The 26,195-nt window shown below is 67.7% G+C and carries 27 protein-coding genes; 18 read left to right on the top strand and 9 right to left on the bottom strand.

Going from position 1 to position 26,195, the window contains the following annotated elements:
* The first annotated feature begins 86 nt into the window (after positions 1-86).
* On the top strand, positions 87-2,009 hold the full coding sequence (locus tag AB0L70_RS13805; RefSeq protein ID WP_363683608.1) for an acyl-CoA dehydrogenase: 1,923 nt from the start codon (positions 87-89) through the stop codon (positions 2,007-2,009).
* Positions 2,002-2,628, top strand: coding sequence for a hypothetical protein (locus AB0L70_RS13810; protein WP_363683609.1), 627 nt, complete (start codon positions 2,002-2,004; stop codon positions 2,626-2,628). Before AB0L70_RS13805 ends, AB0L70_RS13810 begins: the two co-directional genes overlap by 8 nt.
* A 644-nt stretch (positions 2,629-3,272) precedes the next feature.
* Here the strand turns inward: AB0L70_RS13810 and AB0L70_RS13815 are convergent.
* Positions 3,273-5,789: a bifunctional FO biosynthesis protein CofGH gene (locus AB0L70_RS13815; RefSeq protein ID WP_363684101.1), complete on the bottom strand. Its 2,517-nt coding sequence runs from the start codon at positions 5,787-5,789 to the stop codon at positions 3,273-3,275.
* Between the two features lie 106 nt (positions 5,790-5,895).
* Between AB0L70_RS13815 and AB0L70_RS13820 the strand changes: the two genes are divergently transcribed.
* Entirely contained in the window at positions 5,896-6,450 is a 555-nt protein-coding gene (locus AB0L70_RS13820) for a TetR family transcriptional regulator (RefSeq protein WP_363683610.1), read from the top strand.
* 93 nt (positions 6,451-6,543) lie between these two features.
* Complete coding sequence (locus AB0L70_RS13825; RefSeq protein WP_363683612.1) at positions 6,544-8,361, top strand: FtsX-like permease family protein; 1,818 nt, start codon at positions 6,544-6,546, stop codon at positions 8,359-8,361.
* On the opposite strand, the gene AB0L70_RS13830 is transcribed toward AB0L70_RS13825, so the two are convergent.
* From AB0L70_RS13830 to AB0L70_RS13850, 5 genes are all read right to left on the bottom strand, one after another.
* The gene (locus tag AB0L70_RS13830; protein ID WP_363683614.1) at positions 8,344-8,841 is read right to left on the bottom strand and encodes a DUF2867 domain-containing protein; all 498 of its coding nucleotides are present in this window, start codon (positions 8,839-8,841) and stop codon (positions 8,344-8,346) included. The two genes, AB0L70_RS13825 and AB0L70_RS13830, sit on opposite strands and share 18 nt — an antisense overlap.
* A gap of 10 nt (positions 8,842-8,851) precedes the next feature.
* On the bottom strand, positions 8,852-9,388 hold the full coding sequence (locus AB0L70_RS13835; protein WP_363683616.1) for a TetR/AcrR family transcriptional regulator: 537 nt from the start codon (positions 9,386-9,388) through the stop codon (positions 8,852-8,854).
* A gap of 94 nt (positions 9,389-9,482) precedes the next feature.
* Positions 9,483-11,894, bottom strand: a complete 2,412-nt coding sequence (locus AB0L70_RS13840; RefSeq protein WP_363683618.1) for a GH116 family glycosyl-hydrolase — start codon at positions 11,892-11,894, stop codon at positions 9,483-9,485.
* 75 nt (positions 11,895-11,969) lie between these two features.
* A complete protein-coding gene (locus AB0L70_RS13845; RefSeq protein WP_363683620.1) occupies positions 11,970-13,184 on the bottom strand; it encodes an MFS transporter in 1,215 nt (404 codons plus the stop codon).
* Positions 13,181-13,627: a MarR family transcriptional regulator gene (locus AB0L70_RS13850; protein ID WP_363683622.1), complete on the bottom strand. Its 447-nt coding sequence runs from the start codon at positions 13,625-13,627 to the stop codon at positions 13,181-13,183. Before AB0L70_RS13850 ends, AB0L70_RS13845 begins: the two co-directional genes overlap by 4 nt.
* A gap of 192 nt (positions 13,628-13,819) precedes the next feature.
* Here AB0L70_RS13850 and AB0L70_RS13855 point away from each other — a divergent pair, with 192 nt between their 5' ends.
* The 6 genes from AB0L70_RS13855 to AB0L70_RS13880 all read left to right on the top strand — a co-directional run bounded on the left by AB0L70_RS13855 (position 13,820) and on the right by AB0L70_RS13880 (position 18,015).
* Positions 13,820-13,948: a lasso RiPP family leader peptide-containing protein gene (locus AB0L70_RS13855; protein ID WP_363683624.1), complete on the top strand. Its 129-nt coding sequence runs from the start codon at positions 13,820-13,822 to the stop codon at positions 13,946-13,948.
* A 40-nt stretch (positions 13,949-13,988) separates the two neighbouring features.
* A complete protein-coding gene (locus tag AB0L70_RS13860; protein WP_363683626.1) occupies positions 13,989-15,737 on the top strand; it encodes an asparagine synthase-related protein in 1,749 nt (582 codons plus the stop codon).
* The gene (locus AB0L70_RS13865) at positions 15,734-15,985 is read left to right on the top strand and encodes a lasso peptide biosynthesis PqqD family chaperone (protein WP_363683628.1); all 252 of its coding nucleotides are present in this window, start codon (positions 15,734-15,736) and stop codon (positions 15,983-15,985) included. Before AB0L70_RS13860 ends, AB0L70_RS13865 begins: the two co-directional genes overlap by 4 nt.
* Complete coding sequence (locus tag AB0L70_RS13870) at positions 15,982-16,416, top strand: lasso peptide biosynthesis B2 protein (protein WP_363683630.1); 435 nt, start codon at positions 15,982-15,984, stop codon at positions 16,414-16,416. The genes AB0L70_RS13865 and AB0L70_RS13870 overlap by 4 nt, the downstream gene beginning before the upstream one ends.
* 110 nt (positions 16,417-16,526) lie before the next feature.
* Complete coding sequence (locus AB0L70_RS13875) at positions 16,527-17,039, top strand: hypothetical protein (protein WP_363683632.1); 513 nt, start codon at positions 16,527-16,529, stop codon at positions 17,037-17,039.
* A 4-nt stretch (positions 17,040-17,043) separates the two neighbouring features.
* Positions 17,044-18,015, top strand: a complete 972-nt coding sequence (locus AB0L70_RS13880; RefSeq protein WP_363683634.1) for a winged helix-turn-helix domain-containing protein — start codon at positions 17,044-17,046, stop codon at positions 18,013-18,015.
* A 22-nt stretch (positions 18,016-18,037) separates the two neighbouring features.
* On the opposite strand, the gene AB0L70_RS13885 is transcribed toward AB0L70_RS13880, so the two are convergent.
* The gene (locus tag AB0L70_RS13885; protein WP_363683637.1) at positions 18,038-19,273 is read right to left on the bottom strand and encodes a nucleotide disphospho-sugar-binding domain-containing protein; all 1,236 of its coding nucleotides are present in this window, start codon (positions 19,271-19,273) and stop codon (positions 18,038-18,040) included.
* Between the two features lie 38 nt (positions 19,274-19,311).
* Here AB0L70_RS13885 and AB0L70_RS13890 point away from each other — a divergent pair, with 38 nt between their 5' ends.
* From AB0L70_RS13890 to AB0L70_RS13900, 3 genes are read left to right on the top strand one after another with little or no spacing between them, the layout of a single operon-like run.
* Positions 19,312-19,791, top strand: a complete 480-nt coding sequence (locus tag AB0L70_RS13890) for a MarR family transcriptional regulator (RefSeq protein WP_363683639.1) — start codon at positions 19,312-19,314, stop codon at positions 19,789-19,791.
* Complete coding sequence (locus AB0L70_RS13895; RefSeq protein WP_363683641.1) at positions 19,784-19,960, top strand: hypothetical protein; 177 nt, start codon at positions 19,784-19,786, stop codon at positions 19,958-19,960. Before AB0L70_RS13890 ends, AB0L70_RS13895 begins: the two co-directional genes overlap by 8 nt.
* Entirely contained in the window at positions 19,944-20,273 is a 330-nt protein-coding gene (locus tag AB0L70_RS13900) for an isoprenylcysteine carboxylmethyltransferase family protein (protein ID WP_363683643.1), read from the top strand. The genes AB0L70_RS13895 and AB0L70_RS13900 overlap by 17 nt, the downstream gene beginning before the upstream one ends.
* On the opposite strand, the gene AB0L70_RS13905 is transcribed toward AB0L70_RS13900, so the two are convergent.
* The gene (locus tag AB0L70_RS13905) at positions 20,201-20,749 is read right to left on the bottom strand and encodes a hypothetical protein (protein WP_363683645.1); all 549 of its coding nucleotides are present in this window, start codon (positions 20,747-20,749) and stop codon (positions 20,201-20,203) included. The genes AB0L70_RS13900 and AB0L70_RS13905 overlap by 73 nt on opposite strands.
* Positions 20,750-20,836: 87 nt before the next feature.
* Between AB0L70_RS13905 and AB0L70_RS13910 the strand changes: the two genes are divergently transcribed.
* From AB0L70_RS13910 to AB0L70_RS13925, 4 genes are all read left to right on the top strand, one after another.
* Positions 20,837-21,838 (top strand): aldo/keto reductase, encoded by a 1,002-nt coding sequence (locus AB0L70_RS13910; RefSeq protein WP_363683647.1) that lies wholly within the window; start codon positions 20,837-20,839, stop codon positions 21,836-21,838.
* A gap of 84 nt (positions 21,839-21,922) precedes the next feature.
* Complete coding sequence (locus AB0L70_RS13915; RefSeq protein WP_363683649.1) at positions 21,923-22,531, top strand: TetR family transcriptional regulator; 609 nt, start codon at positions 21,923-21,925, stop codon at positions 22,529-22,531.
* A 41-nt stretch (positions 22,532-22,572) separates the two neighbouring features.
* Positions 22,573-24,156 carry an MDR family MFS transporter gene (locus AB0L70_RS13920; protein WP_363683650.1) on the top strand — a complete coding sequence of 528 codons (1,584 nt, stop codon included), beginning with the start codon at positions 22,573-22,575 and terminating at the stop codon, positions 24,154-24,156.
* A 23-nt stretch (positions 24,157-24,179) separates the two neighbouring features.
* Positions 24,180-24,479, top strand: coding sequence for a thiamine-binding protein (locus tag AB0L70_RS13925; protein WP_363683652.1), 300 nt, complete (start codon positions 24,180-24,182; stop codon positions 24,477-24,479).
* On the opposite strand, the gene AB0L70_RS13930 is transcribed toward AB0L70_RS13925, so the two are convergent.
* Entirely contained in the window at positions 24,468-25,211 is a 744-nt protein-coding gene (locus AB0L70_RS13930) for an SDR family oxidoreductase (protein ID WP_363683654.1), read from the bottom strand. The two genes, AB0L70_RS13925 and AB0L70_RS13930, sit on opposite strands and share 12 nt — an antisense overlap.
* Before the next feature lie 100 nt (positions 25,212-25,311).
* Here AB0L70_RS13930 and AB0L70_RS13935 point away from each other — a divergent pair, with 100 nt between their 5' ends.
* Positions 25,312-26,178, top strand: coding sequence for a helix-turn-helix transcriptional regulator (locus AB0L70_RS13935; RefSeq protein WP_363683656.1), 867 nt, complete (start codon positions 25,312-25,314; stop codon positions 26,176-26,178).
* Positions 26,179-26,195 lie beyond the last annotated feature (17 nt).

Genomic DNA, 26,195 nt, shown 5'->3' on the forward strand with positions numbered 1-26,195 from the left:
ACTGCCGCAAATGCGGATCGCTCCTGGTTTTCCACACTTACGAAGTGGTGACGGAAAGTGGCCACGAATCCGCATAAGTTAAGAGCATGAGCAGATCGGGGATGCGGGACTACCTGGACGGGCCGCATAAGGCGGCCCGCGACACCGTGCGCGCCGAGTTGGCGGCGCATGCGGAGCTGGGCGACCTGGCCGTGCGGCTGCCGCGGGACGAGTACCGGGACAAGGTGCTCGAGCTGCTGCAGCAGGCGGCCGCGGCCGGCCCGCCGGCGCGCGGTTTTCCGAAGGAGTACGGCGGTGAGGGCGATCTCGGCGGGTTCATCGCCGGCTTCGAGACGCTGGCCTTCGGAGACCTCTCGCTGATGGTGAAGGCGGGCGTGCAGTTCGGCCTGTTCGCCGGCGCGATCCTGCACTTGGGGACCGAGAAGCACCACGAGCGCTATCTCACCGACGCGGTCGCCGGCCGGCTGCTCGGTTGTTTCGCGATGACCGAGACAGGCCACGGTTCGAACGTCCAGGCGCTCGGTACGACGGCGACGTACGACGACTCGACCGGGGAGTTCGTCGTCCACACACCGGATGAGGCGTCGCGGAAGGACTACATCGGCAACGCGGCGCGGCATGGGCGGATGGCGGCCGTCTTCGCGCAGCTCGTGGTCGGTGGTGAGACGCACGGGGTGCATTGCCTGCTGGTCCCGATCAGGGCCGAGGACGGTACGGCGATGCCCGGTGTGACGCTGTCCGACTGCGGGCCGAAGCTGGGGCTGAACGGGGTGGACAACGGGCGGATCGTGTTCGACCAGGTCCGGGTGCCGCGGGAGGCGCTGCTGGACCGCTATGCCCAGGTGGATGCTGACGGCAACTACCAGAGCGAGATCGAGAATCCGGACCGCCGGTTCTTCACCATGCTCGGGACGCTGGTGCAAGGACGGGTGTCGGTCGGTGGTGCGGCCATCAACGCGAGCAAGGTCGCACTGACGATCGCGATCCGGTACGGCGCTGAGCGGCGGCAGTTCGGTGCGCCGGGGAGTGCGGACGAGGCGCTGCTGCTCGACTATCGGATGCACCAGCGGCGATTGTTGCCGTTGCTCGCGCGGACGTATGCGCTGCACTTCGCCCAGGCTGAGCTGGTCGAAGAGTTCGTGCGGGTGTTCGAGGACAGCAGTAACGAGCACGACCGGCGGGCGTTGGAGGCGCAGGCGGCCGGGACGAAGGCGCTCGGCACGTGGCACGCGACCGAGACGATCCAGATGTGCCGCGAGGCGTGTGGTGGAGCCGGTTACCTGGCGGAGAACCGGTTGGCCACCTTGAAGGCGGACACCGATGTGTTTACCACCTTCGAGGGGGACAACACTGTTCTCCTCCAGCTGGTGGCCAAGGGGTTGCTGACCGATTATCGGGAGTCGTTCGGGAAGCTGGATCCGCTCGGCACGGCCCGGTTCATCGCCGCCCAGGCGGTGGAGATAGCGGTCGAGAAGGCGGCCCTTCGTCCGCTGATCGAGCGGCTGCGCGACGTCGTACCGAATCGGAGTGATGCGGCGGACCCGGATGCAGGGTTGCGGGACGACGCTTATCACTCCGGGCTCGTGCGGTTCCGGGAGGAACACATGCTCGCCGGGGTAGCGCGGCGGCTGAAGGCGGGGATCGACGCCGGGGATGATGCGTTCGACGTGTTCAACCGGTGCCAGGACCACGTCATCGCGGCTGGGCGGGCGCATGTGGACCGGGTCGTCCTCGAGGCGTTCCAGGTTGCGGTTCAGAATGCGCCGGACGAGATTCGCGAGCTGCTGAAGGATGTGTACGACCTGCACGCGCTCGCGACGATCGAGGCGGAGCGGGCCTGGTATCTCGAACACGGGCGGTTGTCGCCGGGGCGGTCGAAGGCGATCACGGCGCTGGTGAACGAGTTGTGTGGGGCTGTCCGGCCGGCCGCGATCGAGCTTGTGGACGCGTTCGGCGTACCGGGCTCGGCAGTCGATGTGCCGATGGTTGTACGGTCGCAGCATGAGTGAGCCGATCGAACCCGCGTCGGCCGCCGAGGCCGCCCGCGAACTCGCCCGGGTGCTGCTGGAGCAGGCCGACGCTCTGGACCTGCACGACCTGCGGGCCACCGGCGCGATCGAGAACGTCCGGGTCCAGGCCCGGGCGCTCGCGGACGCCGTGCACGAACGAGGCTGGGGTGACATCTTCCTCGGGATCGACTCGTACGACCCCGACGAGCTGGACGACCTGCCGCTCGGGCCGGACGACTTCGACGATCCCGCGGACTACCGCGAGATCGTCGAGGGCGACAACCCGGACGATCTCGACGAGCTGGAAGAGTCGCTGCTGCCGACCGACGGCGTCCGGGTCAGCTACCAGGCCCGGTACGACTATGTGGTGACTGACCCCGACGCGTTCGTCGAGTACGTGCGCAGTCGTGCCCACGAGGCGCAGAACGACGAGGTCATCGACGACATCGAGGACGCGCAGTCGGCGTTCGAGCTGCTCTGCTACCTCGACGGGCTGGGTTCCAAGGACTACGACAACACCGGTCTCATCCCGGCCGGCGGCGAGGAGTCCCACAAGATCGTCGAGTTCTCCCTCTGGGACCTCGACCCCACCCGCCGCGACGACACCTACCCGTACTAACCCGTCCCCGGACCAACCACCCGTCTTCGGACCAGCCACCGGTCGTAGCCCCGCGCGAGAAATCGCCGGGGCTACTTCTACGTGTCCCCTCACCCAACTCGTAAGTTCTGCACCCCTGAGCGCCAACTCCGGGGAGCCTGCCGCGTGCCTGCAAGCTGGTTCCTGGTCGGTGAGTGCACCGTGAACACGCGTACCGGTCGTGACCTGAGCGGACGCCCACTGAGGCCCGGGTTGTTGTTGCGGAAGGCAACATATGCACGGTAAGTGAGGGAAATTTCACAGAGCGTCGCCTTATTCAAAGGCAATGCAAATGTTTGATCGGAGGGATTCTCGGGGAGAGCGCCGCCGTGACAACGTTCTTCTTGTCGGCGGCGGACGGGTCGCTGACACAGGCTCCAGGTGGTTCCCGACATGCTCCCGTCCGCGACCGGACTGTACCTCCCCTGCTGGTCGCGGAATGAGCATCGGGCCCGCCCTCCTTCGGGCCGACTTGCCCTCTCGGGGCAACAGCAGGACGCCGGTCGTGCCGCGTGGGCAGCCGGTCGCCAGTGAGGTGGCGACCGACGCCCGGCACGGCCGGCGTTTCTTTCCCGGGTGGTGTCTGGTGCTGCTGGGGACCAGACACCACCGGGAACTTCCAGAGGTCAGGCGAGTTCGAGAGCCGGTCGGCTCGGGACTTCGCCGTACGTCGTGGTGCGTTGGCGGGCCGGGCGGCCGGCGGCCGTGGCCATCGCGGTGAGTTCGGCGATGGACTTGCGGGAGCCGTGTTTCGAACCGGCCATCCGGCTGATCGTCTCCTCCATCAGCGTGCCGCCGATGTCGTTGACGCCGCCGTTCAGGACCGCGACGCAGCCGTCGACGCCGAGCTTCACCCACGAGCACTGGATGTTGTCGATCCGGCCGTGCAGCATGATCCGCGCCATCGCGTGCACCGCGCGGTTCTCGTCGTACGTCGGTCCCGGCCGGGCCACGCCGGCCAGGTAGATCGGCGAGTTCTGGTGGATGAACGGGAGCAGCACGAACTCGGTGAATCCGCCGGTCCGGTCCTGGACGGCCGCGATCGTGCGCAGGTGCTGGACCCAGTGGTGCGGTGCGTCGACGTGGCCGTACATCATCGTCGAGCTGGACGGCAGTCCGACCTTGTGGGCCGTGCTGATGACCTCGATCCACGATGCCGTCGGCAACTTTCCCTTGGTGAGGATCCAACGGACGTCGTCGTCCAGGATCTCCGCCGCGGTACCGGGGACGCTGTCCAGCCCGGCCTCTTTCACCGAGATCAGGAACTCCTCGATCGACAGTCCGGTCCGCACCGAGCCGTTCACGATCTCCATCGGCGAGTACGCGTGGACGTGCATGTCCGGCACCCGGTCCTTGACCGCGCGGACCAGATCGGCGTACGCCGTCCCTGGCAGGTCGGGGTGGATACCGCCCTGCATGCAGACCTCGGTGGCGCCGATGACCCAGGCTTCCTCGGCCCGCTGCCCGACCTCGTCCATCGACAGCGAGTAGGCGTCGGCGTCGGTGCGGCGCTGGGCGAACGCGCAGAACCGGCACCCGGTGTAGCAGACGTTGGTGAAGTTGATGTTCCGGTTGACAACGTAGGTAACGTCATCGCCGACCGTTGCCTTGCGCAACTCATCCGCGATCCCGGCGAGCGCGTCCAAGGCGGGACCGGTCGACGTCATCAGCGTGAGAGCTTGGGCGTCGGACAATCCGGCCGGATCGCGCTCGGCCGCCGCGAGAGCAGCCTTCACATCGGCCTCGATGCGCTCCGGCACGCCCGCGGCTGCATCGACGGCACGACGCGCCTCGACGTCCTCGCGCAGTACATCCCAATCGCCGTACGCCGCATCGAAGTCCGAACGCGTCTCGGTCCGGCGTCCCTCGGTGTCGATCGCAGTGTGCAGATCGGTCCGCCCAACGCTGTCCCATCCACCGTCCGGCTCCTGCCACGGCAGGCCAGCCGGAAGAGCAGCCTCATCGGCCAGCCCGGTTGCGGGATCAAGCAGTGCCTCGACGTGCGAGATCAACCGCGGGTCGAGCCAGGGCTCACGCAAGTACTCCGGATGCGCGGTCAATCGCTCGCGCAACTCGAAGCCCGCCGCAGCAGTCACAGCCCTCAGGTCATCGATCTGCGGCCACGGCCGCTCCGGGTTCACGTGGTCGGGCGTCAGTGGCGACACCCCGCCGAAGTCGTCGATACCGGCGTCGAGGAGTAGCCGGCATTCGGCCAGATCCACCAGGTTCGGCGGCGCCTGCACCCGGACGCGCGGCCCGAGCACGACGCGGGTGACAGCGATCGCGGCCAGCCACTCGTCCAGCGGTACGTCGGCGTCGTTGCGCATCGCCGTATCCGGCTTCACCCGGAAGCCCTGGATGATCACTTCCTGGATCCCGTTGTACTGCCGGGCAATGCGACGCAGCGCGAAGATCGAGTCGGCCCGCTCCACCAGGTTCTCGCCGATCCCGATCAGCAGCCCGGTCGTGAACGGCACGTTCGACCGGCCCGCATCCTCGAGCACCCGCAGCCGGATCGCAGGGTCCTTGTCCGGCGAGCCGAAGTGCGGCTGACCCTTCTCCTCGAACAGCCGCCGCGACGTCGTCTCCAGCATCATCCCCATGCTCGGCGCGACCGGCTTCAACCGCTGCAGGTCCTGCCACGACATCACCCCGGGGTTGAGGTGCGGCAGCAGCCCGGTCTCCTCGAGGACGCGGATCGACATCGCCCGGACGTAGTCGAGCGTGCTGTCGTACCCGGCCTCCTCCAGCCACTGCCGAGCCGCCTCCCAGCGGTCCTCGGGCGCGTCGCCGAGCGTGAAGAGCGCCTCCTTGCACCCCAGTGCCGCACCCTGCCGCGCGATCTCGAGCACCTCGTCCGGCGAGAGGTACGGCGAGTGCACCCGCCCCGGCGTGGTCGCGAACGTGCAGTAGTGACACCTGTCCCGGCACAACCGGGTCAGCGGGATGAAGACCTTCTTCGAGAACGTCACCACACCCGGCCGGCCCGCATCCGCCAGACCCTGGTCGCGTACCCGGGCCGCCGTCGCCATCAGGGCGGTCAGCGCGTCACCCGAAGCACCGAGCAGTACCTCGGCCTCCGTCGCGTCGAGGGTCTTGCCGTCGGCCGCCCGCTTCAGCGCGCGCCGCATCGCCGTACTCATGTCATTGGTTGTCACGTCACCCGAGCCTAGGTCTCGAACGGCGGTCGAACCCGCGATTCCTGGCACGAAAAACAATCCGTACAGACGTCCTGATAGTTTGCTGTTCGTGCAGGTCAGGAGGGTGATCGACGGCCGCCGGGTGCGCGGTGAGCAGCGGCGGAACGAGCTGCTGCGGGCAACGCTGGCCGTGATTGAGCGCGACGGAGTCGCAGGTGTGAGCCATCGCGCGGTGGCCGCGACGGCGGATGTGTCGGTCGCGTCGGTCACCTACCACTTCGCGACGCTGGACGAATTGCTCGTCGCAGCGCTGACCTGGGCGGCGGAGGATCTGGCCGCCGAGCTGCACGCGCGGGGGAGTGAGTGGGGCGCGCGGCCGGCCGATGAGCTGGCACGGTTGATCGAGCACAGCGTCGTACGGCGACGTGGGCGGACGCTGGCGCTGTACGAGCTCTATCTGTACGCCGCTCGCCGGCCGGAGCTCAGGCCCGCCGCGGGTGCGTGGCTCGAACCGTTGACGGAGATCGCGCGGGCCTTCACCGCGGATCCGCAGAAGGCGCGACTGTTGGTGGCGGCGCTGGACGGCCTGCTGATGCAAGCGTTGATCGGCGCCCGCGAGGTGGACCGGGCCGACTTCGCCGCGCTGCTCGAGGTCCTGAGGTAGCGCGCGGGCTACCTCACATCGGGCGCGACGGCCCGGTGCATCCGACCACCAAGCCGGTTGGGTGGAGGCATGCTGAGGTTGTCTGTGGGAGCCGTGCGTACAAGGTGGCAGTTGTTCGCGGGCGCGGTGGTCGCTGTCACGCTCGGAGTCGGCCTGGTGCAGTCGGGCCTGCAGGTGCTCGCCGCGACCGATCACCCCGACCTGCCGGCCGGACTGTCGGCGTACGACCGGGCCAGGGTTCGCGAGGGGTACGTCGGGGCCGCGACGCTGCTCGGGATGTCGGTGATGCTGGCGGTCTTCCTGACCGTGTTCATCGTCAGTACGACGTTCGGCTTCACGGTCGTCCAGCGACGACGGGAACTCGGCCTGCTGCGGTTGGTCGGCGCGCAGCGCGGTTACCTCTGCCTCATGCTCCTCACTGAGGCGGGACTGCTCGGCCTGCTGGGAACAGTGGTCGGGGTGCCGCTCGGTCTGATCGGGACCTGGGCGCAGTCCTGGCTGCTGATCAAGCTGGGCATGCTGCCGACGTGGTTCCACGCGCCTTGGGACCAGGGCGCGGTCTGGGCCGCGATGATCATCGGGGTGAGTACGGCGTTGACCGGCGTACTCGCGGCGGCCTGGCGCGCGTCTCGGGTCAGCGCGCTCGAAGCGCTCGCCGAGAGCCGGGCGGCGTTGCGAGTGATGACCGGGTGGCGATGGTTCTGGGGATTGTCGGCCGCGGCGTGCACTGTGCTCCTGGTGATCACCGCGCAGGCCGCGCGTGATCTCGTTGCCGGCTTGATGATCGGGCTCGTCGTGATGATCAGTGGCTCGGTCGCTCTCAGCCAGCTGAGCCCGGTCGTGGTCCCGCTGGCCGGTCGCCTTCCCGCTGCGATCCTCCGGGGCAACCTGATCGCAGACCTGGCCCGGGCCGGCGTCCTGCATGCGGTACGACGAAGCGCGGCGACGGCGGCGCCCTTGATCGTGTTGGTGGGGCTCGTGGTCGGGTTGTGGGGCACGTTCGGGTCGCTGGCGAAGGCGGTCGGGGTCGAGCAGGAGCGGCTGATCACCGCAGACGTGGTCGTCGATCGTGCGGTGCTCGCTGGGCCGGGTATCGCGGTCGCGTCGGCGCAGACCGCCGTACCCGTGACTGTGCGGAGGGGGAAGAGCACGGTCTACTCGGAGGCGATCGGGATCGATCCGGGAGCTTACGAGCAGACGCACAAGCTGCGGCCGCGGAAGGGTTCGCTCGATCGGCTGACCGGCCGGACGATTGCCATCGGCCCCGGAATGGCTGCCGAGGGCTACAAACTCGGATCGACGGTGAAGATTGCGCTGGGCGACAGGACGATGAGCGTCAAGGTTGTCGCGATCATGCCGGAGACCCTGGATGTCAGCGAGAACTTCTTCATTCCCAGGGCGTTGCTGCCCGCGGGCGGTCGAACCGAGACGCTGGTCAAGCTGAAGCCTGGGGCGACATTCGACGGTATGACGGTAAAGAAGTGGGCGGAGGGGCGCGGGGAAGCTCAGCAGCGCAGCAACTCCGGACTATTCGCTGCGTTGATGGGACTGGCGGGCATCTTCGCGGCTGTTGCCGTCGTCAACGCTGTGGTGATGTCGACGGCCGATCGGCGACGGGAGTTTGCCCTGGCCCGGATGGCTGGATTGACTCGTGGGCAGGTTGTTGCAGTCGCTTTGGTGGAGTCGGCGACCGTGGTGGTGGTCGGCGTACTGCTCGGATCCCTTGTTGCTGCGGCTGCACTCGCGGGGATCGCTGCTGGGCCGTATGGCCTTGCTGCGTTGGCGATTCCGTGGCAGCTGCTCGGTCTGATCTTCGGTGCGGCGCTGGTGGTTGTCGGTGCGGCTTCGGCCTTCACCGCCTATCAGGCGACGAAGGCGCATCCGGTCAGGTTGCTAGCGGCCCGCGAGTGAGCCGGTCCGGCACATGTTCAGCAGCACGAGGTGATGGAACGGGCGGATCAGGTTGTAGTAGAAGCGGCCGCTCGCTCGCAGATACTGCACCAGCGTCACGACTTTGAAGTTGGCCGGCCGGTCGTTGTCGGTGATGATCGCCAGCCAGCCGATCAGGTGCTTGTCGGTCACCTTCAGCAGCAGGTAGTGGTCCTCCTCGCCACGCACCACCGTGAAGAACGCGGCCGGATCACCTGGGGTGAAGCTCACGGTCTCCGGGGTCAACTGCTTGGACCGCGGTATGCCACTCGTCTCCAACCGAAGCAGGGCTGCGATCGGGATCCGGGCTGCGAACAACACCTTCACCCACAGTGGCGCATGACCAAGCGCGCTCGCGGTGAACTCCCGCAGCGTCACGTCCCCACGAGCAGTCTTCACATCAACAATGTCGACGATCGGCAGCAGATCGTCCAATTCCGGCAGGTCTGTGCGGGTAGGCATAGCGACTCCTCTAGTCGATGGCCAGGCGCAGGGTGAGGTCGTAGATTTCGCGAAGGTCGGCTCTGGTGATGGGCGGGACGACCTGCTCGGCGCCGATCAGGATCAGGTAGAGCAGTTGGGCGAACCGGTCCGGATCCACGTCCGTCTTCAGCCCACGGCACAGCTCCTGCAGGTACGCCGTACGCGCCTTGTCCACCCGCTCCTGCGCAGCCCGAACCTCAGCATCCTGCAACGCCCAAGCCCGCACAGCGATCTCGAGCGCGGTGTGGTCCGGATCGGTCAGCACCAACCGCAGGAGATGCGTCAGCTTCGCGGCTGGTGCCACCCCGGGCTCACGCTCGATCTCCTCGATCAGCCGGGCGGTGAATTGCGCCTCGAAGTACTCCAGGAGCGCCGTCTTGTAACCGGCGGCGCCCTTGAAGTGGTGATAGTACGAGCCTTTGGTCACGCCAAGCTCGCCGGTGAGCCGCTCGATCGTCACCGCCGGCGCACCTTCGGTTGCCAGCAGATCGAGCCCCGCATCCAGCCACTCCATCCGCGTCACCATGCAAAAACCATACCATACCGTTTGGTATGGTCAGCGAGCTCGGATTGTCCAGGGCATGGGTGATGCTGGGTGGTGGGTTAGCGGGTGGGGTGAGTTAGAGAACCTCGATCGAGGTGATGTTTGGGTGGCCTTCGCGGGTGTGGAGGGTTTGGGTGGTTAGGTCGTAGGTGCCGTAGGCGTTGCCGGTGGACCAGAAGAGGGTTTGCATGCCGGGGAGTTTTGGGGCGAAGCGCATGACGCCGGTTCGGCCGTCGTAGTCGAAGCCGGTGAGGGCGATGACCGCGCCCCAGCTCGCCATTGCGCGGGCGTAGTGGTGACCGCACTCGGCTTCGTCGAACGGGTTGCGGCGTTCGCCGTCGTACCGGGCCCGGATGTCCGTGATCACCTTCAGGCCCTCGTCGACCAGGCCCTCCGTGATCAGGCCGACCGCAAGGATGTGCTCGAACCCGGTCATCACCTCGGTGAAGTACGGGAACGGCCGCTCGGGGCGGTTGCCGCGCGGATAGCTGCACATCAGTACGGCGGACTCGTCCCCCAGCACGTAGCTGCGCATGTTGTTGAAGTGCCCGTCGAACCCGGAGCGCCCGTTGTGCTCGAGGATGCTGCGCAACGTCGTGACGACGCGCTCCGGATCGTGCAGCGTGCCGAGTTGAGTCAGACGAGCGAGATGCTGACCGACCAATTGGTCGATGAGGCAACCATCACCCAACTGCAGCTCCGGCTTGGTCGGATCAGCGGCACCCATCGTTTCGCGGAGACCGTCCGCGACATCCGCCGCGGACACCGGCGGCCGGACCTCGTGCCGGTAGTACTCGCCGTTGAACAGTTCGGCGTCCATCCACGCACTGCCATTGTCGAAGAGCTTCCGGCACTCGTCCGCCAACGCACCATCACCGACGTACCGGGCCATCTCCTCGGAGGCACGCAGCGCGGCCAGATACCAGGACTGCATCTGCGGATTCGGACCGTAGTACTCGACGTCCATCGTGTTGTGCTGGCAGCCCTCCATCACGCCATCGCGGTCGGCATCCCAACCACCAGGGATCCAGCAGAACTCGAGCGCGCGCCGAGCCGCCGGCCAGAGTGACCGCAGGAGTTCGTCATCGCCGCTGAGTCGCCAGTCGCGGTAGAGCTTGACCAGACATCCGAGCTGACCATCGGCCGCGGCGACCTTCCAGTCCTGCGCACTCGAATCCAGCGGCAGCCCGACGCGGAAGCTCATCAGCCCACGCTCGTCGGTCGCGTGCGCAAACTCGACCTCACGCAAAGACCGGGCGATCTCGCCGAACAAGAAGGGGGTTGCCTGCTCGTAGTTCCAGACGTGCGTACAGCTGCCGAAGCAACTGCCGACGTGATCGGAACAGCCCTCCCACCCGAAGAACCGCCCGTCCGGTGTGCGGAAGACGGTCTGGGTGCGCAGCGTGCTGAGGTTGAAGAGCGCGGCCTCCTTGACCTCATCGGGCAGGTCGCTACCGAGGAAGTCGGTGACGAAGGCAACGGTACGGCGCTCGAGCTCGTCGAGTTGCGGCGCGAAGCTGCAGAGTGCGGTCCACGCGTCGTCGACCAGCGTCGTGTAGTAGTTGCCGACGATGTCGGGCTTCTCCCACGCGCGCCGGTTCGGGAAGTGCCAGGCGAGCAGGAACGTGAAGCGCTCGGTCGCGCCGGCTGCGACCGTACGGCGGTCTGCCACCGAGGCGATCGGGGTTGTCGCCTCATCGGTCGGCTCGTCCAGCCGGCCGTCAAAAGTGAAGTCGTCCCAGAATTCGAGTAGACCACCGTTCCAGGTCCGGTCCGCCCAGGTCGTACGGCGGCTCACGTCCTGTGCGTCGAGCACGGCCAGCGCAACCGAGCCGAACTGCTCGGCGCCGGGATCGACGCCGCTGCGCAGCAGCACGCCGTCCGCGCCGACCTCCGAGCCGTCCAGCCTGCCGACTTCACCGGTCGCCGCGGTGTTGTAGTTGCCGGAAGCAACATCCGAGGCTCCGTCCCGGCCGATGAAGTTCTGCAGGGACCCGGCCAGCGACACGGTCAGCGGCTCGGTGGCCCGGTTCGTGACGACGAAACGCAGGACCGCGACCGGCCACGAGCTGGCCTCGACATCCGCCGGGACGAGCGGGTTGAACGCCTCCAGCTCGACCTCGACCGGTACGTCGTCATCGCGGAGCGCGAGTCGTCCGAACGGGTAGGCCGTACTGAACGACGCGTCGCGGAATCGGGGGAGACCGTGGTTCTGCGTGCCGCTGCCGTGGGCGCCTTCGTATTCACTGAGGTCCAGCGGACCCTCAACGGCGCGGGCGGTCACGCTGCCGTCGGGGGATTCGGTGCGGATCGCGAAGAACGCCGTACCCGGGTGGAAGCCCTTGGCCGGGCGGTTCACGATCTCCCAGTCGCGGAGGTTGCCGCGGCCGCCGAGGCTGACGGTCCCGGTGCCGATGCCGCCGAGCGGCAGGGCGATCCGGCGGAGCTGACGGTCGGTGTACGTGCGGAGCGTTGGCCAGGTCGTCATGTCAATCGACCCTAAGCGCCACAACCCGCCGGGGAAATCGTTCTCCGGCGGGTCGAGTGGACCAATCAGCGAAGGTCAGGCGTCGGCCACGGTCAGCGCCTCGGCTTCGACCTTGGAGTGGTTGGCCGGGACGCGCAGGTGCGACAACGGCTTCCAGCCACTGGCCAGGACGCCGACTCCGAGCAGCACTGCGAACGCACCGACATAGAACGGGAGCTGGATGTTGACCTCTTCGCCGAGCTTGCCGGCCAGCCACGGAGCGACCGCGCCGCCGGAGAACCGGACGAAGGAGTACGCCGCGGACGCGGTCGCACGCTCGACCGGAGCGGCTCCCATCACGGCCTCGGTGATCAGGGTGTTGTTGATACCGAGGAACAGTCCGGCCACGACCACGCCGATCGCCAGGACCGCCTTGTGGTGCGCGAACAGACCCATCAACGCGAGGTCCGCGCTGAACAGCAGCAGCGAGGCCATCACCACCGGCAGCGTCCCGAACCAGCGCTGCAGTCGCGGCGCGGCGAACACCGAGGTGATCGCCAGGCAGAGACCCCAGCCGAAGAAGATCAGGCCGATCTGCCGGGCCGACATCGCCAGCGGGAACGGGGTGAACGCGAGCAGCGTGAAGAAGCCGAAGTTGTACAGCAGTGCCGTCACACCGACGGTCGCCAGGGACCGGTGCCGCAGTGCCTTCAGCGGTTCGAGGATCGACGTACGACGTGCTTCGCGCGGTGATGCGGGGAGCAAGAAAGCGGTCGCGGCCAGGGCGATCGTCATCAGGACCGCGACGCCGAAGAACGGGCCGCGCCACGAGATCGTGCCGAGCTCACCGCCGACCAGCGGACCGGCCGCGATACCGACACCGAGAGCGGCCTCGTAGAGGATGATCGCTTCCGCGACCGAACCGCTTGCGGAGTTGACGATCGTGGCCAGCGCGGTCGCAATGAACAGCGCGTTGCCGAGACCCCAACCGGCCCGGAAGGCGACGATCGCGCCTATGGAGTTGGACAGGCCGGCCAGGGCGCTGAACACGACGATGATGGCCAGGCCGATCAGCAGGGTGCGCTTCGCGCCGATCCGGCTGGAGACCGCGCCGGTGATCAGCATCGCGACACCGATGACCGCCATGTAGCTGGTGAACAGCAGCGACACCTGGGACGGGCTCGCGTGCAGTTGCTCGGCGATCGGCTTCAGGATCGGGTCCACCAGGCCGATGCCCATGAACGCGATCACACAGGCGAAGGCGACCGCCCAGACGGACTTGGGTTGCTTGAGAAACGATGAGTTGCTCACCGGGGCGTGTCCTCCAATGGTTCGAGGGTGAGGAGTTTGTGGATGACGGCGACCGCGTCCCGCAGGGTGGTGAGGTCGGTCGCGGGGAGCTGACTCAGTCGGGCGGCCAGGTCGGCGCCGGCTTGCCGCCGGGCGCTGGTCAGTTCGGCGAGTCCGGCATCGGTGAGGCTGATCAGGCTGGCGCGCGAGTCGGCCGGATCGGGCGCGCGATGCACCAGGCCCTGCTTCTCCAGTCGTTGCACCAGGGTGGACATGGTCGGCTGGGAGCACCGGTCGGCCTTGGCCAGCTCGCTGATTCCGGCCTGCCCGAGCTCGTCCAGCCGCCCGAGCACCCGCATCGCGGCATGCGGCAGCGTGCTCAGGTCCCGGGTGGCCATCCGGTTCAGTCGCGATGACGCGACGACGACGTCCTCGCCGAGTCGGGTCAGGTCGGTAGCAGTCACACTCCTCAATATACATAGCAAACCTATGCATATCTATTCGCCGCAGGATGACGCCGATCACGCCGCAAGGAACCCGGACGACGAGCTGGTCGGGATCGCCGCGGGAGTTTCGACTGAGATCGAAGGGCGGGAGATGCGCTGCCGGGCCGGGTAGAACAGAGGCGTCATGTCATCGGAGATTCGGAGTTGCGAATGCGCGAAGAGACGGACAAGCAGGAGTACGAGCGTCCGACCCTGACCCGGCACGGTGAGTTCGGGCAGGTGACGGCCGGGCGGACCGGGAAGCGGGAAGACGGATCCGGCGGACGACTCGGACTGTGACCCCCTGACCACCGGGGAAACTCGCGCGCAGCCCGTCCGGGTGACCGGACGGGCTGCGTCTGCGGGGTCCTGGTTCGTCGCGCTGCCGGATACCGAGGCGGCGATCGCGGTGGCCGACCTGCTCCGGCCGGAGGCGGACAACGAGATCCGGCATCCGTCCGGGCGGCCGTTCGTGCTCGGCCGCTGGGGTAGGGCGGCAGCGGCCCGAGGCCGCGACATCCACGTGGTCGCGATCGGAGAGGTCGAGCCTGACCTCAGGTACGTCGACCGGGTGGCGGCGGGCGGCACGGCAGGTACGGCGGCCGGCAGTCACCACCTGCTGGTCTCGACGGGCGGCACCGTGCGGGTCCGTGGCACGGCATCAGGTCTTCGCAAGATCTTCCACGCCGACCTCGGCGGCGTCACGGTCGCCTCGGACCGAACCGATGTCCTTGCCCGGTTGACCGGCGCCGAGCCTGACCCGACCAGGTTGGCGCTGCGGCTGCTGTCACCGGGAGCGCCCTGGCCGCTGGTCTGGCAGTCGGTCCGATCGGGTGTCGTCGCGGTGCCACCGGGGCATTGGCTGGTTCTCGACTCGGCTCGGCACGAGCGCTGGTGGACGCCGCCGGAGCCGGAGCTGTCGCTCGCGGATGCGGGTGTGGCGCTGCGAGACGCGCTCGACACCGCGGTCGCGATTCGCCTTCAGGGCAAGGCGAAAGTGGCCTGTGACCTCAGCGGACTCGATTCCAGTTCGCTCTTCGGGCTTGCCGTGCGAGGTGCTCCGGTGGTCGCTCTCACCTACCAGGCTGACGATCCGGGTGACGAGGACGTCGCCGCTGCGCAGTACCTGGTCGAGACCTGTGGGACCGAGCACGACGTGCTGCCGGCGTCCGCGGCTCCGCTGCCGTTCCAGGATCTGGGGCACGACTTCGGCCTGTTCGACGAGCCGACCTGGGTGTCGGCGTACCGCGCCAGGATCGGTACGGCGAGCGCTCGTGCCGCTGCCCACCACGCCGAGCTGCGGTTCGCGGGCCACGGTGGCGACGAGCTGCTGATGCCGCCGCCCGCCTGGCTCGCCGACATCGCGCGCCGCCATCCGGTGCGTGCCGCCCGGCTGGCTCGACGCATCCAGGCGAAGTACCGGCTTCCGGCGTCAGCGCTCGCGGCTGCGGTCGCCGACCGTACGTCGTACTCCGACTGGCTCGCCACCAGCCTCGACCAGGAACAGACCAAGGAATGGCAGGTCATGAGCTGGGGAGTCCCGCCCAGCACGCCCAGTTGGTTGACGTCCGATGCCGTCGGTCTGGTCCGGGACGCGATCGGACAGGTGAACAGCGAGCCGCTGGCCGATGCGCGAGGCATGCACGCGACGCTTGAACTGGCCCATACCGGCGCCGCCGCCGCGCGCCACGTCGCACAGCTCGGCGAAGCTGACGGGATGCCGGTAGCCGTTCCGTTCTTCGACGACAAAGTGCTCGAAGCCTGCCTGGCAGTCCGTCCCGACGAGGCCATCGACCCGCGACGCTACAAGCCGCAACTCGTGGCGGCGATGACCGGAGTCCTTCCGCCGCGAACCCTGCACCGGACCAGCAAATCCGAGATCTCGATGACCGTCGACCGGGGCTGGAGCAGTCATCGCGGCCAGATCCTGAGTCTGCTCGACGGCTCCGAGCTCGGCCGGCTCGGCCTCGTCGACGTGGCCGCGCTGCGGCAGATCTGCCGGGGTCCGTATCACGCGGACACCTGTGGGCCGGTCCGGCAAGCGCTCGAAGTAGAAGCCTGGTTGCGTTCGGCGAAAGGGGAGCGATGAAACTCGATCCGGCAGTCACCATGGTGGAGACGGACTACGGCTGGGTGCTCCTGGACGAGTCGGCCGGTGCGTACTACAGCCTCAATCCGACCGGAGTGGTCGCGTTGCGGGCCCTGCTCGACGGCGCGGACCTGGAGACGGCGATCACGCGGATCACGACGCAGTACGACGTGGATGCCGAGACCGCCCGCTCGGACGTAGAGGACCTGCTGTGGCAGCTCGACCAGGCGAAGCTGGTGGCGCGATGAGCGTCACCGGTGTGATCACCTATGACCCGAGTGCGGTGTCGTGGCGGCAACGCGTCGCCGTCCGGCTCGTCGTACCGGTCGCCCGTCTGCTCGCGACCCGGTCGCCCGCTCAACTTCGCCGGGTCATGGGCGTGCTCGCCAAGGGAACGCGCCCGGCCGACGGGCAGGTCACCACCCGGGCGCGGGCCGCGGTCGTCGCCGTCAGCATGTCGTGCTCCGGCCCGCAAGGCTGTCTGCCGCGGTCCATCGCCACCGCGTTGCTCTGCCGCGCCCGAGGTCAGTGGCCGGTCTGGTGTGTCGGCGTACGACGTTATCCGCCGTTCGGAGCGCACGCGTGGGTCGAAGTCGGCGGCAAGGCCATCGGCGAACCGTATCCCACCGACTACCACGCCAAGCTGATCTCGGTCGGACCCTCCAGACCTCCCCGGTGATCCACCACGGCGGACGTTTCGGGCAGCGCCGAATCGTCGCGAGTGGCGCGGCGGTGGCTGAACCTGCTGCCACGTCCCTCCGCCAGTGAGGGCTCAGAGAAGGAGTCGTCGTGGACCGATTCATCACTCGCGCTGTCCGGACCGGGGTGGTGGCTGCCTCGGTGTTCGGCCTCGCCGCGCCTGCCGTCGCCGCCGCGTCGCCCGCAGGTGCCGGCACGGTGCGGGACCAGGCCAAGTCCTGTGCCCAGAAGTTCGAGAAGGCGCAGCGAACCGACATGGAGTCGTTCCGCGACTTCGACTGGGACACCTGGATCCACGGGCACGACAAGGGCGTGGTGAGCATCGTCGCCGACGGTCGCGTCCGGACCGGCCTGGACGCGGTCGCCGCGGCGAGCAGGCCGCGGTTCGACAGCAAGGACTCGGTATGGTCGTGGACGGAGCTGACACGCAAGGTCGACGGCTGCAGTACGGGCTTCGTCGTCTACACCACCAAGTACGCCATTCCGCGCCTGGACTACTGGTTCACGGCCGTCACGACCGTGACGTACGAGTTCAAGCACGGGCGGTGGCTGGTGATCCTGGACCAGGGAACGTTGCTCGAGGAGCACGTCGGATCGGCCTGAACCCATGATCGAGCTGGAACTGACGGTGCCGGACCTCACCAAGGTCCGGTTCACCAGTGATGCCGTGTGGGAGACGGTGGCGAGCCTGACCCTGATCAACCACCGGCAGCATTTCCAGCTGCACCGGCACCTGCGACCCCGGGTGCCGCAGGACCCGGCGTTCGACCTGGACCTGCTGCTCGAGCTCACCCGCGGAGATCATTTCGTGCCTGATCTCCTGGGGCCCTCGCCATCGGCCGTTCCAGGTCATCCGCTCGACCAGTTCGCCCGGATCGCGAGCGCCGACGAGCAGGTGCTCGAGTCCGACCTCCGCACGCTGCGGGAGCTGGATCCAGCCTCCCGCAGCGCGCGGATGGGCACCCGCGAGCTCGCCGAGCGGACCGCCGAAGCCATGGCGGCGTACTGGCTTGCGGTACTCGAGCCACTCTGGGGACGCATCGAGGCGATCACCGGCGCGGACATCGCGCACCGCTCCGTCGGGCTTGCGTCCGACGGTCTCGAACGAGCGCTCGACGAGCTCGACCCCGAGGTCACCTGGACCGGAGGTGGCCTGGCTCTCGCGATCGGCCCTGGCCGGGTCCGGCAGCCCTCCGCGGGGCGGGGGTTGTGGCTGCTTCCGCTGGTCTTCCGGGGGCGGGGTGTCATGCTCGCCGACAACGCGTCGCCACCGGTCATCGCCTACTCCGCCCGCGGCGCGGGACAGCTCTGGGAGCGGCCGGTCGAGTCGATCGTCGGCGGGCTGGACGCGCTGATCGGCCGCTCCCGCGCGGCGATCCTGGCCCGGCTGAGCATCCCGCTGACCACGACGGCCCTCGCCGATGCGCTGTTGCTCAGCCCGGGAACCGTCAGCCAGCACCTGTCGGTTCTTGTCTCTGCCGGCCTGTGCAGCTCACGGCGGGACGGGAAGCGGGTCCTCTACGCCCGGACGCCGCGAGCCGAGTTGCTGATCGACATCGACGCCGCGCAGGCACGCTGACAGCCGTCTCGGTACGGCGTCCTCAGAGCTGTTCGGCGATGACCTTGGCGGACTCGGTCGGGCCGTCGACAGCGGCGTACAGCTGCTGGATCTTTTCGGCGGCGTCGCGATAGCTCGGGGTGGCGAGCATGTGGGCGGCGGTCTCGGCGAGCGGGCCGGTGCGGGCGGCGCCCAGGCGTTCGACCAGGGCGACGTTGAGGTCCTGCTCGATGTGGAGCGGGATGCCGAGGAGTGGTGTCCCGCTGGCCATCGCGGTTTGGACGCTGCCCTGGCCGCCGGTGGTGATCGCCAGGTCGACCTGGGGCATGACGAGGTGGCTGGGCAGAACGCCCTGGATCATGACCTGGTTGCTGGCGAGATCGCCGAGTTTGTGAATGGTGCCGGCGACCAGGATGCGTACGTCGAGACCGGCCAGTTCGGCGATCGCCTGGCGGACCTGTGCCGGTGGCGTCGACGTCATCGCGAGGTAGATCGTCGGTCCGGGGTGGTCCAGGAACTGCTGGACCCCCTCCGGCATCAGCAGGTCGAGCTGCGCGAAGAGCGGGCCGACCGCCCGGAGTTGTGAGCCAGGGCGGTACCCCTTGCCGGGGCGCCAGGCAGCGAGCTCGGTGGCCGAGATTCCCAGTACTTCAGGGACTTCCGGGACCAGTGACAGGTCGCCGAGCAACAGGGCGGCGAGGCTGGGAATGCCTTCCACACCCAGCTCCGCGGCGACCCGGTTGAAGCCGCCGATGTATCCCGTGAAGCGATTCGGGGTCCGGTTGATGAGGAACCGGGCCAGCCAGGCCGGTGCTCGCTTCAACCGCGGATCGACCGGATGGGATGGCGCCGGCAGTAGCCGGTGCTCGAAGACCGGCGGCACGAAGCTCCCGGCATGCTCAGTGATCACGCGTACGCCGGTCAATCGCGACGACAGCAATGTGGTGAGCGTGAACCCCGTGACGGCGACTGTGATCCCGTGCGCACGGAAGTACTCCGCCTCGGCCGCGACGTACGTCCGGATCTCGGCATCGTCGTACATGCTCTGCCGGGGATCGCCGAGCCCGACCGCCGAACCGACGAACCTGGCCGCCCGCGCCGCGGACAGTCCCGGGCCGAGGACGTCGTACTCGATGCCGGCCTCGGCGAGGAGGCGTTCGTGCGGGCCGCCATGGGTGGCGACGCGGACCTCGAGGCCGAGCTGGGTGAGGGCACGGTGCAGCTCGAGCATCCGGGAGGTCTCGGACAAGTAGGCGCAGTGCGGCAGTAGGCAGATCATGGTTGCCCCCTTCGAGAGTGATAGGTAATGTATTGCCTATGTCGTCGATGGACAAGGCCGAGAAGGTGTTCGGGCTCGGAGCGGAGTCGGAGCTGACGCCGCCGATCAGGGCGTTCCGGACCGCCCTGATGCTCGGGCAGAAGCTGCGCAACGAGATGGATGAGCGACTTCGTTCGGATGGGCTCACCACCCAGCAGGCCGCCCTGATCACCGCCGTCAAGGCGATAGGCAAGCCGTCGCTGGCCGAGGCGGCGGCGGCCCTCGGGAGCACACATCAGAACGTTGCTCAGATCGTCGCAGCCCTGCAGCGTAAGGAACTATTGCAGGTCGAGCCCGATCCCACCGACAAGCGTCGCAAGTTGCTGTCAGCAACGAATCACAGCGCGAGCTACTGGCGCGAGCGCGATGCGGGCGACTTCGCCGCCGTCGCCGACTGGTTCGCCGACCTGAGCCCCGCCGAGCTCGAGACCTTCTGCGAGCTCTCCGAACGCGTGCTCGCCAGGCTCGACCATGCTTAAGGAAGCCCTCGGCAGTACGGCGTTCTTCTTCGCCGCACCCTGCGTGGTCGGCGGACTGTTGCCGTGGGCGATCAGTGGCTGGGCAGCGCCGCGCTTCTGGCCGGGCCTCGTATTGGTCGCCGCCGGGCGCGTTCGTCGTACTCCGTGCCTTCGTGCGATTCGTCCGTGAGGGCCACGGGACGCCGGCCCCGGTCGCACCGACGGACACGTTGGTTGTCGGCGGTGACTACCGCTTCGTGCGCAACCCCATGTACGTCGGTGTCGTGACCGCGATCCTCGGCCAGGCCCTCACCTTCCTGGATCCCTGGGTGCTCGGGTACGGCGTACTGGCCTGGGCGGTAATGGCCTCCTTCGTCCGGTTCTACGAGGAGCCGGTACTGCGGGAGCAGTACGGCCGGCAGTACGACGACTACTGCCGAGCCGTCCCCGCCTGGTTGCCTTCCTGGTCGCGGAAGCGGGCCAGTGGGATGGGGCCGCGGTGAAGGATGTGCGGGATGTCAGCCCAGGGGTAGAGCGGCTCGGTGGCGTTGAGCGTGCGGAGTCGGTGCAGGGCGCGCTCTGACGGGGTGGAGAGCTCAGCGACGGTGCGTGGGTCGTAGGGGATGAAGTCTTCGGCGGGTTGGGGTCGGAGTTGCGGGTCGTGGCGTTTGAGCAGGATGCAGGTACGGGCGGGATCCAGCAGGTCGGCGTCGAGGGTCCAGTAGTCGATGGTGACCGGGCCGATCCGGCCGGACTCCTGCAGGGCGGCGAAGATCGGCGCGGGGTGCACGGGCGACAGGAAGACGACATCGCTCCAGCAGCAGTCCAGCGGATAGACCGGGTTGTTCAGCGTTTCCAGTCGGGCGGCGTACTTCTCGAGTTCGCGGGCGTAGAGGTCGGGGTAGCGGTCACGGAGGCCGTTGAGCGGAAGGATGTCTGTGCCGCGGATCGGGCCGGCGGCTTTGTAGAGATAGGTCACATACAAAAGCCTCCGCACACCGGAAGGGGGTGCTGGAGGCTGTAAACACATTCTAGTGGCAGTAGGGGTCTGTGTAGGTTATTCCGCATGGACAAGCGTTTTCTTGGTCGGACCGGACTGGAAGTCAGTGAGCTCTGCCTCGGCACGATGACGTTCGGCGGTGCGACCGACGAGTCGACCGGTCACCGGATCCTGGACGACTTCGTCGCCGCCGGCGGCACGATGATCGACACCGCCGACACGTACTCCGGCGGCGTCTCCGAGGAGATCGTCGGAAGCTGGCTGAAGACCAAGAACCGCGACGACCTGGTGATCGCCACCAAGGTGTACGGCGAGGCCGGGCCGGGACTACCGGTCCGTGGCGCCGGGCGCAAACACATCATGGCCGGTGTCGAAGACAGCCTGCGCAGGCTGCAGACCGACTTCATCGACCTGTACCAGATTCACGTCTGGGACGACGCGACGCCGCTGGAAGAGACGCTGACCACGCTCGACACCTTGGTGACCAGCGGGAAGGTTCGCTTCATCGGCGCGAGCAACCTGACCGGTTGGCAACTGCAGAAAGCGATCGACCTCTCCAACCACCGCGGCCTCGAGCCGTACGTGTGTCTGCAGCCGCTCTACAACCTGCTCGACCGCGACGCCGAGCTCGACCTGATCCCGGTCAGTCAGAACGAGGGCGTGGGCGTGATCGCGTGGAGCCCGCTGGCTGGTGGATGGCTGTCCGGTAAGTACAGCAAGGACCAGGGCGGGCCGCCGGCCGGCTCGCGCTCCAACCAGGCGGACTGGGACGCGCACGACAACGACCGGACCTGGCGAGTGCTCAACGCCCTCCGCTGGGTGGCGGACGAGGTCGGGAAGACGCCCGCTCAGGTCGCCCTGCGTTGGGTGATGCAGCGACCGGGCCTGACCGCGCCGATCATTGGTGCGCGGACTCCGGAACAGCTCGCCGACAACGTGGGTGCCGTCGGCTGGAGCCTCGACGACGACCAGATGCGTCGGTTGACCGAGGCCGGCGACGGGCCGCTGCCGTACCCCCACAACATCCTCCGGCTGCCGCAGTTCGTCCGTCGTCCTGACGCTCGGTAGTTGCCCAGGTAGAAATCTGCAGTACTGCAAGATTTCAGGGTTAATAGTTTGCAGTGACTGCAAAATTCCACCTAGCCTGGTCCGGTGAGGCAGGCAGAGGGTGGGCTGCGGGAGCGGAAGAAGCGGGAGACGCGGGCCGCGCTGGCGGAGGCGGCGTTGCGCCTGGCCCTGGAGAAGGGGCCGGACCACGTCACGGTCGAGGAGATCGCCGAGGCGGCCGACGTGTCGGTGCGGACGTTCTTCAACTACTTCCCGCACAAGGAGCACGCGATTCTCGGGCGCAATCCCGAGCACCTCGAGCGCGCGCTGGAGCGGATGCGGACGGCGCCCGCCGAGGAGTCGCCGCTGACCACGATGTGGTTCGTCGTCAGCGGCGTACTGCGCGATCTCGAGAACGAAGGTGAGTTGTCCCGGCGCGGTGAGCTGATCATGGGCTCGCCGGCTCTGCTCTACCAGCTGATGATGTCCAGCTTCGACGACGAGCGGCAGCTCACCGCCGCGCTGGCCGCCCGGATGGGCGAGCCGGCGTCCTCGGTCCGGCCGGCCCTGATCGTCGGCGCGGCCGGGACCGCCTGCCGGGTGGCGATGGAGCTGCACAAGAACTCCCCGGAGCGACCGGTCAGCGAACTGGTCGCCGAGGGTTTCCATGTACTTGCCCAAGGCATCGATCCCGCCTTCGGCCGCCGGCGATGAGCTCGGCAAAGACGGAACCGAACGAATACGAAAGGTCACTCATGACTACGACCTCTTCGCCCACGCCGGAACCGGCGACGACGGGTGAGGTCACCACTACCCCGACGGCAGCACTGACGCCGAGGCAGACCATCCAGGCCATGTCCGGCCTGATGATGGGGCTGTTCGTGGCAATCCTGGCCGGCACCGTGGTGTCGACCGCCTTGCCGCGGATCATTCACGACCTGGGGGCGAGCCAGTCGTCGTACACCTGGGTCGTCACCCTCGAGCTGCTCACGATGACGGCCACCGTGCCGTTGTGGGGCAAGCTCGCCGACCTCTACAACAACAAACTGCTGATCCAGCTGTCGCTGAGCTTCTTCGTGGTCGGCTCGCTGGTCGCCGGCCTGGCGCCGAACATCGAGGTGCTGCTCGGGAGCCGGGTGCTCCAGGGTCTCGGCGGCGGCGGTCTGACCGCGCTCGTGCAGATCGTGATGGCGGCGATCATCCCGCCGCGCGAGCTCGGCCGGTACTCCGGCATCTTCGGCGCGATCTTCGCGTCGGCGACTGTCGGTGGACCGCTGCTCGGTGGATTTCTGGTCGACTCGCCGCTGGGCTGGCGGGCCTGCTTCCTGGTCGGGGTCCCGTTCGTACTCGCGGCCATCGTGCTGCTGCAGCGCACGCTGAAGCTGCCGACCGTCCGCCGCGAGGTGAAGATCGACTGGTGGGGCGCGGTCCTGATCCTGGGTGGCGTCAGTACCTTGCTGGTCTGGTCCTCGTTCGCGGGCAACAAGTTCGAGTGGGCTTCGGCCTGGAGCTTCGGTCTGGTCGGGGTTGCGCTGGTCGCACTGGTGATCGCGGTGCTGGTCGAGCGCAAGCACCCGGAGCCGATCATCCCGATGGACCTGTTCCGCAACCGCACCGTGACGCTGTCGATCGTGGCCAGCGCGCTGGTCGGTGTCGCGATGTTCGGTGGCTCGGTGTTCCTCGCGCAGTACTTCCAGATCGCGCAGGGCTACTCGCCGACCAAGGCCGGGCTGATGAGCCTGCCGCTGATCCTCGGCATGATGGTCGCCTCCACGATCGCGGGTGGGCTGATCACGAAGTACGGGAAGTGGAAGATCTACCTGGTGATCGGCAGCGTGCTGTTGCCGATCGGGCTGGGGCTGTTCGGCACGATCGACGCGCACACGTCGAAGTACATGCTGTGGGCCTTCATGGTCGTGCTCGGCGTCGGGATCGGCCTGGTCATGCAGAACCTGGTGCTCGCGGCGCAGAACGACGTACCGGCCAAGGAGCTGGGCGCGGCCACTTCGTCGGTGAGCTTCTTCCGCAGCATGGGCGGCACGATCGGGGTCAGCGTGCTCGGCGCGATCCTGGCCAACAAGGTCACCGAGACGCTGAACCCGGGCGGCGCGTCGGCCGGCGGCAGCAACGCGGTGCCGAACATCGCGGAGCTCCCGGACGAGGTCCGGACCGTCGTCGAGAACGCGTACGGCGCGGCCACCGCGGACCTGTTCACGATGTCGGTGCCGTTCGCGGTGCTGGCCCTGGTCGCGGTGCTGTTCATCAAGGAGAAGGCCCTGCTGACCACCTCGGGTGCGGAGCGCCGCGCCAACGAGGAGGCCGTGCAGGACGAGGTCTGAGGAGAGGCTGGCAAGCTGGGTGCATGATCGTCGCATTCAGCATCAGCCCGTCCGGTGGTGACGAGACCGGAGGCGTGAGCGAAGCGGTGGCCGAGGCCGTCCGCGTGGTTCGCGCCTCCGGTCTTCCCAATGAGACCAACGCCATGTTCACCAACCTCGAAGGCGAGTGGGACGAGGTGATGGCGGTCGTCAAGCAGGCAGTGGATGCCGTCGCCGCGGTCTCGCCGCGGGTCAGCCTAGTTCTGAAGGCGGACATCCGCCCTGGTTTCACCGGCCAGCTCACCGCCAAGGTCGAGCGGATCGAGCAAGCGCTAGCGGACTGAGTTGAGTACGCCGATCACCTGGTCGTAGCGGTTCTCGCGTTCGGCGTCGCGGAGGAAGCGGACACGGTCGACGAGGATCTCGTCGGCGTCGGGCTGCTGCTCGAGGAGACTGACGGACTCGTCGATGAACTCGTCCAGTGGCATCCACTCCGGATCCGGGGTGTCGCCGAGCAGACCGGTCTGGACGGCCGGCGGGACCAGCTCGATCACTTGCAGGCTGGTGTCCGCGAGCTGGATCCGCAGACTCTGCGTGTAGCTGTGGATCGCGGCCTTGGTCGCGTTGTACGTCGGCGTCAGTACGAGCGGGACGAATGCCAGCCCGGACGACACCGTCATGATCACCCCGTCCGGCTTGGTCAGCAGGTACGGCGTGAACGCGGCGATGGTCCGGATCGTGCCGAGCAGGTTGATCCCGATCGTCTCCTCGCTGGTCGCCAGGTGAGCGGGGTCGTGCAGGTCCTCGACCTGCATGATGCCGGCCATCGTGATGACCACGTTGAGGTCCGGGTGCTGGGTGGTGACCGTGTCGAAGGCGGCTGCGATCGAGTCCGGGTCGGCGACGTCGAGCGCGATGCCTTCGATGCCGTCCGACGCGGCGATCTGGTCGAGCAGGTCCTTGCGGCGGCCGCTGATGATCACGGTGTTGCCGAGGTCGCGGAACCTACGGGCGAGCTCGAGGCCGATACCCGACGTACCGCCGGTCAGGAAGATGGTGTTTCCGGTGGTCTTCATGGTTCCAGCCTGGGATCGGATGCCCGACGGCAACCAGGCTCGGCTCAGCCTCTGCTCGGTAAGCAGTGGATAACTGGTGTGGGTTGGCGACACTGGAGGCATGGAGTACGTCGAGCTGTCCGACTTCCTGCGTAAGCGGCGAGAGGCCCTGCAACCCGAGGACGTCGGGATGCCGCGCGGCCGACGGCGGCGTACGCCCGGACTTCGGCGCGAGGAGGTCGCGGCGCTGGCGTCGATGTCGGCCGACTACTACAGCCGGCTCGAAGGCGGCCGGGGCCCGCAGCCGTCGGTTGACATGCTGGGTGCGATCGCCCGAGCGTTGCGGCTGACGACGGAAGAGCGCGACCACCTGTTCGTGCTCGCCGGGCACGGTACGCCGCCACGCATGACTCGGGCCTGTCACGTCGACCCCGGGATGCTGCGGATCCTGGACCGGCTGCACGATACGCCCGCCCTGCTCGTCAACCGGTGTGGCGAGACGCTCGCGCAGACGCCGGCGCACGTCGCGTTCGCAGGGGAGCAGACGAACTTCGAGGGGATGGAGCGCAGCGAGATCTACCGCTGGTTCGTCCATCCCGAGGGTCGGACTCTCTACCGTGAGCCCGATCTGTCCACGCACAGCCGGATGCTGGTCTCGATGCTGCGGACGGTCGTCACGGCCGACGGGCAGAAGTCGTACGCCGCCTCGCTGGTCCGGGCGCTGGAGAAGGTCAGCCCCGAGTTCGTGAAGGTGTGGGACGCGCACGAGATCGGCATCATGCACAGCCGGACCAAACACTTCGACCATCCGGTGGTCGGCGAGCTGGACCTGTACTGCGAGGTCATCGACAACCGCGACCAGCAGCAGACCCTGGTGGTCTTCACCGCGGAGCCGGGCAGCGAGAGTGCGGACAAACTGCGGTTGCTGGGAGTTCTGGGCAGCCAGTCGATGAGCTCTGGACAGGACTTTGATCCAGAGTTAATTTAAGTCCTGAAATTTCATAA

The organism is Kribbella sp. NPDC051952 (genome assembly GCF_040680855.1).
In the GTDB taxonomy this organism is placed as follows: Bacteria; Actinomycetota; Actinomycetes; order Propionibacteriales; family Kribbellaceae; genus Kribbella.

What these genes read in the sequence shown, in the direction of transcription:
- AB0L70_RS13880 (WP_363683634.1), top strand. Translation starts at nt 17,044, where the DNA reads ATGATCGAGCTGGAACTGACGGTGCCGGACCTCACCAAGGTCCGGTTC.
- AB0L70_RS13925 (WP_363683652.1), top strand. Translation starts at nt 24,180, where the DNA reads ATGATCGTCGCATTCAGCATCAGCCCGTCCGGTGGTGACGAGACCGGA.
- AB0L70_RS13815 (WP_363684101.1), bottom strand. Translation starts at nt 5,789, where the DNA reads ATGAGTACGGCGATGCGGCGCGCGCTGAAGCGGGCGGCCGACGGCAAG.
- AB0L70_RS13920 (WP_363683650.1), top strand. Translation starts at nt 22,573, where the DNA reads ATGACTACGACCTCTTCGCCCACGCCGGAACCGGCGACGACGGGTGAG.
- AB0L70_RS13865 (WP_363683628.1), top strand. Translation starts at nt 15,734, where the DNA reads ATGAAACTCGATCCGGCAGTCACCATGGTGGAGACGGACTACGGCTGG.
- AB0L70_RS13830 (WP_363683614.1), bottom strand. Translation starts at nt 8,841, where the DNA reads ATGCCTACCCGCACAGACCTGCCGGAATTGGACGATCTGCTGCCGATC.
- AB0L70_RS13840 (WP_363683618.1), bottom strand. Translation starts at nt 11,894, where the DNA reads ATGACGACCTGGCCAACGCTCCGCACGTACACCGACCGTCAGCTCCGC.
- AB0L70_RS13885 (WP_363683637.1), bottom strand. Translation starts at nt 19,273, where the DNA reads ATGATCTGCCTACTGCCGCACTGCGCCTACTTGTCCGAGACCTCCCGG.
- AB0L70_RS13810 (WP_363683609.1), top strand. Translation starts at nt 2,002, where the DNA reads ATGAGTGAGCCGATCGAACCCGCGTCGGCCGCCGAGGCCGCCCGCGAA.
- AB0L70_RS13870 (WP_363683630.1), top strand. Translation starts at nt 15,982, where the DNA reads ATGAGCGTCACCGGTGTGATCACCTATGACCCGAGTGCGGTGTCGTGG.
- AB0L70_RS13805 (WP_363683608.1), top strand. Translation starts at nt 87, where the DNA reads ATGAGCAGATCGGGGATGCGGGACTACCTGGACGGGCCGCATAAGGCG.
- AB0L70_RS13890 (WP_363683639.1), top strand. Translation starts at nt 19,312, where the DNA reads ATGTCGTCGATGGACAAGGCCGAGAAGGTGTTCGGGCTCGGAGCGGAG.
- AB0L70_RS13935 (WP_363683656.1), top strand. Translation starts at nt 25,312, where the DNA reads ATGGAGTACGTCGAGCTGTCCGACTTCCTGCGTAAGCGGCGAGAGGCC.
- AB0L70_RS13910 (WP_363683647.1), top strand. Translation starts at nt 20,837, where the DNA reads ATGGACAAGCGTTTTCTTGGTCGGACCGGACTGGAAGTCAGTGAGCTC.
- AB0L70_RS13835 (WP_363683616.1), bottom strand. Translation starts at nt 9,388, where the DNA reads ATGGTGACGCGGATGGAGTGGCTGGATGCGGGGCTCGATCTGCTGGCA.
- AB0L70_RS13930 (WP_363683654.1), bottom strand. Translation starts at nt 25,211, where the DNA reads ATGAAGACCACCGGAAACACCATCTTCCTGACCGGCGGTACGTCGGGT.
- AB0L70_RS13855 (WP_363683624.1), top strand. Translation starts at nt 13,820, where the DNA reads ATGCGCGAAGAGACGGACAAGCAGGAGTACGAGCGTCCGACCCTGACC.
- AB0L70_RS13895 (WP_363683641.1), top strand. Translation starts at nt 19,784, where the DNA reads ATGCTTAAGGAAGCCCTCGGCAGTACGGCGTTCTTCTTCGCCGCACCC.